The organism is Streptomyces sp. NPDC054863 (assembly GCF_053610825.1).
The window spans coordinates 20,287-27,083 of the sequence record NZ_JBSGZD010000095.1 but is presented as its reverse complement, the minus strand read 5'-3'; the positions used below and the strand labels follow the sequence as shown (position 1 = coordinate 27,083).

Below are 6,797 nucleotides of genomic sequence, written 5' to 3'. Positions count from 1 at the left end.
ATGACGTGTCGGCCCCCGGGCCCGTACCGTTTCGGGGCTCCGGTCCTGTGGGTGGCCGGGGTTCATGCCAGGGCTGCGCCCCGGACCCCTGCACGGGCTGCGCCCGCGCGTCCTCAAACGCCGGACGGGCTGAAGTGGTCGCTGGGCGGGCTGGAGTGGGGGATGCGGACGGTTCGTGAAGTTCGTGACCCTTTCGAGATCTGCGCCACACCCGTCACCGCCGGTGATCATGGTCCGGGGGCTCCTTCGGACTCGTAAAACTCCAGCTCAGGGCAGATAAGAAGCGCTCTTAGAGACCCCTGCGAGCATGCTCGGCGACCCTCTTCCCCCGAGGCCCTCACAGGACGCTGTGCAACCCTTCTGGGTAATTCAACGTCTGACAAGTGTCGACAAACCGTGCCTGATCCACCACGGCAGCAGGGGGTACGCGGGTATCCACGAGGGACTGAGGAGCGTATGAGCGGGACGGGCAGGAGCAGCGGCCGAATACGAGCCGGCGGCAAACGCCGCAAGGGACCCACCAAGGGCCGCAGGGCCGTCACCACGCTGGCCTGGGTGGCCGCGGGGGTGGTGCTGGTCGGTGGTGGCGGTCTCGGCTACGTGTACTTCAAGCTCGACGGCAACCTCAAGGGCGTCGACATCAACGGCGCCCTCGGGGCGAACCGCCCCGACGAGGTCGACAACGGCTCGCAGGACATCCTCGTCCTCGGCTCCGACTCCCGGCACGGCGACAACGGCAAGTACGGCACGGACGAGGGCGGAGCCCGCTCCGACACCGCGATGATCCTGCACGTGTACCCCGGCCACAAGAAGGCCAGCATCGTCTCGATCCCGCGCGACACCCTGATATCCCGCCCCGACTGCGTCTCCGACAAGGACGGCAGGACGCCGATCCCCACCGCCCGGCGCCAGATGTTCAACACGGCGTACGAGGTCGGCGGACCGGCCTGCGCGGTGAAGACCGTGGAACAGATGTCCGGCATCCGGATGGACCACTACGTCGAGGTCGACTTCACCGGCTTCAAGAAGCTCATCGACGAGCTCGGCGGCGTCCCGGTCACCACCAACAAGGCGATCAAGGACACCAAGAGCCACCTCGATCTCCCGCCCGGCACCCACCAGTTGAACGGTGAGCAGTCCCTCGGCCTCGTCCGTACGCGAAAGAGCGTCGGCGACGGCAGCGACCTCGGCCGCATCCAGCTCCAGCAGGCGTTCATGAAGGCCCTCATCGGCCAGGTCAAGGACGTCGGCGTCTTCACCAACCCGAAGAAGCTGTACGACCTCGCCGACGCGGCCACCAAGGCCATCACCACCGACAGCGACCTGGCCTCCGTGAACAGCCTCATCTCCTTCGCGGGCGGCCTCAAGGGCATCGGCGCCGAGGACATGAAGATGGTCACGCTGCCCGTCCAGTACGACCCCCAGGACCCGAACCGCGTCATTCCGCTGGAGAAGCAGGGGCAGCAGCTCTGGCAGGCGCTCAGGGCGGACCAGCCCATTCCGGCGTCCGTCACCGAGGGCTCGGCGGGCGACAAGGGCGACGCCGGCAAGATCGTCAAGAGCGGCTGAAACCCGCCGTCCGCCCCGGCCCGGAATACCTCGGGGCCCGTCCCCGTTGAGACGATTACCTTCGAATTTTGAAGCGCGGGCCAGCCCTGGCAGACTGGTCCGTCGGCCCCGGTTCACGTACCCGCAAATCCGCGGATGCGACCCGGCGCCCTCCCGAAACCTAGGAGTCACCTTGAAGCGCGATGTTCACCCCCAGTACGTCGAGACCCAGGTCAGCTGCACCTGTGGCGCGTCGTTCACCACTCGTAGCACCCTGACCGAGGGCAGCATTCGTGCCGAGGTCTGCTCCGAGTGCCACCCGTTCTACACGGGCAAGCAGAAGATCCTCGACACCGGTGGCCGTGTGGCCCGCTTCGAGGCCCGCTTCGGCAAGGCCGCCGGCTCCGCCGCGAAGTAGCGAGTCATCGCGCCGGTCCTCGACCGCTCCGTACAGGGGCGGCGATGACCGGCGCTTTGTCGTGACGCACCGCACCTTCCGCAACTTAGCGAACCCAGGAGCCCGAGATGTTCGAGGCGGTCGAGGACCTGATCGGCGAGCACGCCGATCTTGAGAAGAAGCTGGCCGACCCGTCTGTCCACGCGGACCAGGCGAACGCGCGCAAGCTCAACAAGCGCTATGCCGAGCTGACCCCGATCATCCGGACGTACCTGTCCTGGAAGCAGACCGGCGACGACATCGAGACGGCCCGCGAGTTCATCGCGGACGACCCGGACTTCGCGGCCGAGGTCAAGGACCTGGAGAAGCGGCGCGCCGAGATCACCGAGGAACTGCGTCTGCTGCTCGTCCCCCGGGACCCCAGCGACGACAAGGACGTCCTCCTTGAGGTCAAGGCGGGCGCGGGCGGCGACGAGTCGGCCCTGTTCGCCGGTGACCTGCTGCGCATGTACCTGCGGTACGCGGAGCGCGTCGGCTGGAAGACCGAGATCATCGACGCCACCGAGTCCGAGCTCGGCGGCTACAAGGACGTCCAGGTCGCCATCAAGACCAAGGGCGGCAACGGCGCGACCGAGCCCGGCCAGGGCGTCTGGGCCCGCCTCAAGTACGAGGGCGGCGTGCACCGCGTGCAGCGCGTGCCCTCCACCGAGTCGCAGGGCCGCATCCACACCTCGGCCGCCGGCGTGCTCGTCACGCCCGAGGCCGAGGAGGTCGAGGTCGAGGTCAACATGAACGACCTGCGCATCGACGTGTACCGCTCCTCGGGCCCCGGCGGCCAGTCCGTCAACACCACCGACTCCGCGGTGCGCATCACGCACCTGCCGACCGGTGTCGTCGCCTCCTGCCAGAACGAGAAGAGCCAGCTCCAGAACAAGGAGCAGGCCATGCGCATCCTGCGCTCCCGGCTGCTCGCCGCCGCCCAGGAGGCCGCCGAGCGCGAAGCCTCGGACGTGCGTCGCAGCCAGGTGCGTACGGTCGACCGCTCCGAGAAGATCCGGACGTACAACTTCCCGGAAAACCGGATCTCCGACCACCGCGTGAACTTCAAGGCGTACAACTTGGACCAGGTGCTCGACGGCGACCTCGCCGCCGTCATCCAGGCCCTCGTCGACGCGGACTCCGCGGCGAAGCTCGCCGCCGCGCAGTAACGGTCCCCGACCACTGCCCTTAGCTCATCCCCTGCAAGCCGGAGGATCCGGATGAATCTGCTGCTCGCCGAGGTGGCGCAGGCCACCCAGCGGCTGGCCGACGCCGGCGTGCCCTCACCGCGCTTCGACGCGGAGGAGCTCGCCTCGTTCGTGCACGGTGTCAAGCGGGGAGAGCTGCACCGGGTCCCCGACAGCGACTTCGACGCCCGCTACTGGGAGGCCATCGCCCGCCGCGAGGCCCGCGAACCGCTCCAGCACATCACCGGGCGCGCCTTCTTCCGCTACCTGGAGCTCCAGGTCGGACCCGGTGTGTTCGTACCGCGTCCGGAGACCGAGTCGGTGGTCAGCTGGGCCATAGACGCCGTACGCGCCATGGACGTGGTCGAACCTCTGATCACCGACCTGTGCACCGGCTCGGGCGCCATCGCGCTCGCGCTGGCCCAGGAGGTGCCGCGCTCGCGCGTGCACGCCGTGGAGCTGGACGAGGGCGCCCTGAAGTGGACCCGCAAGAACGTCGCGGGGTCCCGTGTCGTCCTGCACCACGGGGACGCGCTCAGCGCGCTCCCCGAGCTGGACGGCCAGGTCGACCTGGTCATCTCCAACCCGCCGTACATCCCCCTCACCGAGTGGGAGTACGTCGCCCCCGAGGCCCGCGACCACGACCCCGAGATGGCGCTGTTCTCCGGCGAGGACGGCCTCGACCTGATCCGCGGCATCGAGCGCACCGCGCACCGGCTGCTGCGCCCGGGCGGAGTCGTCGTCATCGAGCACGCCGACACCCAGGGCGGCCAGGTCCCGTGGATCTTCACCGAGGAGCGGGGCTGGGCGGATGCCGCCGACCACCCGGACCTCAACAACAGGCCGCGCTTCGCGACCGCCCGCAAGGCGATGCCGTGAGCAGCCTGATCTCGTACAGCCCGAAGTTCCTGCCCGAGGGGGTCCGTTAAATGGCACGGCGATACGACTGCAACGACGCGACCGACCGCAAGACCGGTCTGCGCGAAGCCGCCTCGGCCGTCCGCCGCGGCGAGCTGGTCGTGCTGCCCACCGACACCGTGTACGGGATCGGCGCGGACGCGTTCAGCAGCGAGGCGGTCGCCGACCTCCTCGACGCCAAGGGCCGGGGCCGCAACATGCCCACCCCCGTCCTCATCGGCTCCCCGAACACCCTGCACGGCCTGGTCACCGACTTCTCCGAGCAGGCCTGGGAGCTCGTCGACGCGTTCTGGCCCGGCGGGCTGACCCTCGTCGCCAAGCACCAGCCGTCCCTCCAGTGGGACCTCGGCGACACCCGCGGCACCGTCGCCATCCGGATGCCGCTGCACCCGGTCGCCATCGAGCTGCTCACCGAGGTCGGCCCGATGGCCGTCTCCTCCGGCAACCTCACGGGCCACCCGGCCCCCGAGGACTGCGACGCGGCCCTGGACATGCTGGGCGACTCCGTCTCCGTCTACCTGGACGGCGGCCCCACCCCCGGCAACCTGCCGTCCTCCATCGTCGACGTCACCGGCCCCGTGCCGGTGCTCCTGCGGGCCGGAGTGCTCAGCGCGGAGGAGCTGCGCAAGGTCGTACCCGATCTTGAGGTGGCGAGTTGACCGCCCTCTACGGGCGTGGCACAGCAGAAGGCATATCGGGGACCACCTTCCGTATCCTCCACGTCAGCACCGGCAACGTCTGCCGCTCGCCGATCACCGAGCGGCTGACCCGCCATGCCCTGGAGGACCGCCTCGGCGACCCCCTCTTCGGTGGCCTGATCGTGGAGAGCGCCGGCACGTGGGGGCACGAGGGCGCTCCCATGGAGGCCAACGCCGCCGCCGTCCTCGCCGACTTCGGCGCCGACGCCTCCGGCTTCACCGGCCGCGAACTGCTCGACGAGCACGTCATCCGCGCCGACCTCGTCCTCACCGCGACCCGCGACCACCGCGCCCAGGTCATCTCCATGGGCCACTCCGCGGGCCTGCGCACCTTCACCCTGAAGGAGTTCAACCGCCTCGTACGGGCCATAGACCCGCTCACCCTCCCGGACCCGCTGGAGGACGGCGTCGTCGAACGCGCCCGCGCCCTGGTCCGCGCCGCCGCCGCCCTGCGCGGCTGGCTGCTGGCCCCCAGCGAGGAGGCCGACGAGGTGTACGACCCGTACGGCGCGCCGATCACGTTCTTCCGCTCGATCGGCGAGGAGATCAACGCGGCGCTGGATCCGGTCGTGACGGCGCTGACAGGGGCCCCGGCGAAGCACTGAGTGGGCGTTACGCCGGGCAGGGTCGGCACGGCGGGCCTACATTGGGGGACACCACACGGAAGTCCCTTCCCGATGCCCGGAGCCAGAGATGCCCGCCATCACTGCACCCGCACCCGCGCCGGCCCCCGTCCACCCGGGCGGTGACTTCGACGCGCTCGCCCGTCAGGACCCCGAGATCGCCGCGCTCGTACGGGACGAGACACGGCGGCAGGCGGACGGGCTCCAGCTGATCGCCGCCGAGAACTTCACCTCGCCCGCCGTACTGGCCGCCCTCGGCTCGCCGCTCGCGAACAAGTACGCGGAGGGGTATCCGGGCGCACGCCACCACGGCGGGTGCGAGGTCGTCGACGCCGCCGAGCGGATCGCGACCGACCGGGCGAAGGGGCTGTTCGGGGCCGCGCACGCGAACGTACAGCCGCATTCGGGGTCGGCCGCGGTGCTCGCGGCGTACGCGGCGCTGCTGAAGCCGGGGGACACCCTCCTGGCGATGGGCCTGCCGTCCGGCGGGCACCTCACACACGGCTCGCCCGCGAACTTCTCCGGCCGCTGGTTCGACGTGGTGGGGTACGGCGTCGACGCGGAGAGCGGGCTGATCGACCACGAGCAGGTGCACGCCCTGGCGCGTACGCACCGCCCCCGGGCGATCGTCGTTGGCTCGATCTCGTACCCCCGCCACACCGACTACGCCGCCTTCCGTGCGATCGCGGACGACGTCGGCGCGTATCTGGTGGCGGACGCGGCGCACCCGATAGGGCTTGTCGCCGGGGGAGCGGCGCCCAATCCCGTGCCGTACGCCGATGTCGTCTGCGCGACCACGCACAAGGTGCTGCGCGGGCCGCGCGGCGGGATGCTGCTGTGCGGCGAGGAGCTGGCGGAGCGGATCGACCGGGCGGTGTTCCCGTTCACCCAGGGCGGCGCGCAGATGCACACGATCGCGGCGAAGGCGGTGGCCTTCGGCGAGGCGGCGCAGCCGGCCTTCACCACGTACGCCCATCAGGTGGTCTCCAACGCGCGCGTACTGGCGGAAGGGCTGGCCGCCGAGGGTCTTGCCGTCACGACCGGCGGAACGGACACCCATCTGATCACCGTCGATCCGGCACCCCTCGGGATGGACGGGCGGGAGGCGCGGGCGCTGCTGGCTGCGGCGGGAGTGGTGCTGGACACGTGTGCGCTTCCCCGCGGCGGAGCCGCAGAGTGTCACGGCGGAGAAGGGCGCGGTCTGCGGCTCGGGACCGCCGCGGTGACCACCCAGGGCATGGCGGAGGCGGAGATGGCGCGCATCGTCGCGGTGTTCGCGCTGGCGCTGAGGGGAGAGCGGAATGCGCCCACGGAGGTACGGGAGCTGGCCCGGAGGTTTCCCCCTTACGCGGGGTGAATCGGCGGCGCGGAACCGGCCACGGCCACC

At 70.4% G+C, this 6,797-nt stretch carries 7 protein-coding genes; all 7 read left to right on the top strand.

Translation table 11 applies throughout. From position 1 onward, the window contains the following. Positions 1-456 precede the first annotated feature (456 nt). The 7 genes from ACWGIG_RS18885 (at position 457) to ACWGIG_RS18855 (ending at position 6,767) form a co-directional block, all read left to right on the top strand. Positions 457-1,569, top strand: a complete 1,113-nt coding sequence (locus ACWGIG_RS18885; RefSeq protein ID WP_453322748.1) for an LCP family protein — start codon at positions 457-459, stop codon at positions 1,567-1,569. A 172-nt stretch (positions 1,570-1,741) separates the two neighbouring features. Next, entirely contained in the window at positions 1,742-1,966 is a 225-nt protein-coding gene (gene rpmE / locus ACWGIG_RS18880; protein WP_453322747.1) for a 50S ribosomal protein L31, read from the top strand. 107 nt (positions 1,967-2,073) lie between these two features. Further along, positions 2,074-3,153, top strand: a complete 1,080-nt coding sequence (gene prfA / locus ACWGIG_RS18875) for a peptide chain release factor 1 (protein WP_453322746.1) — start codon at positions 2,074-2,076, stop codon at positions 3,151-3,153. A 51-nt stretch (positions 3,154-3,204) separates the two neighbouring features. After that, on the top strand, positions 3,205-4,050 hold the full coding sequence (gene prmC / locus ACWGIG_RS18870; RefSeq protein WP_453322745.1) for a peptide chain release factor N(5)-glutamine methyltransferase: 846 nt from the start codon (positions 3,205-3,207) through the stop codon (positions 4,048-4,050). A 50-nt stretch (positions 4,051-4,100) separates the two neighbouring features. Next, positions 4,101-4,748: an L-threonylcarbamoyladenylate synthase gene (locus ACWGIG_RS18865; protein WP_453322744.1), complete on the top strand. Its 648-nt coding sequence runs from the start codon at positions 4,101-4,103 to the stop codon at positions 4,746-4,748. Next, positions 4,745-5,392, top strand: a complete 648-nt coding sequence (locus ACWGIG_RS18860) for an arsenate reductase/protein-tyrosine-phosphatase family protein (protein WP_453322743.1) — start codon at positions 4,745-4,747, stop codon at positions 5,390-5,392. The genes ACWGIG_RS18865 and ACWGIG_RS18860 overlap by 4 nt, the downstream gene beginning before the upstream one ends. An 88-nt stretch (positions 5,393-5,480) precedes the next feature. Further along, entirely contained in the window at positions 5,481-6,767 is a 1,287-nt protein-coding gene (locus ACWGIG_RS18855; RefSeq protein WP_453322742.1) for a serine hydroxymethyltransferase, read from the top strand. The last annotated feature ends 30 nt before the right edge of the window (positions 6,768-6,797 follow it).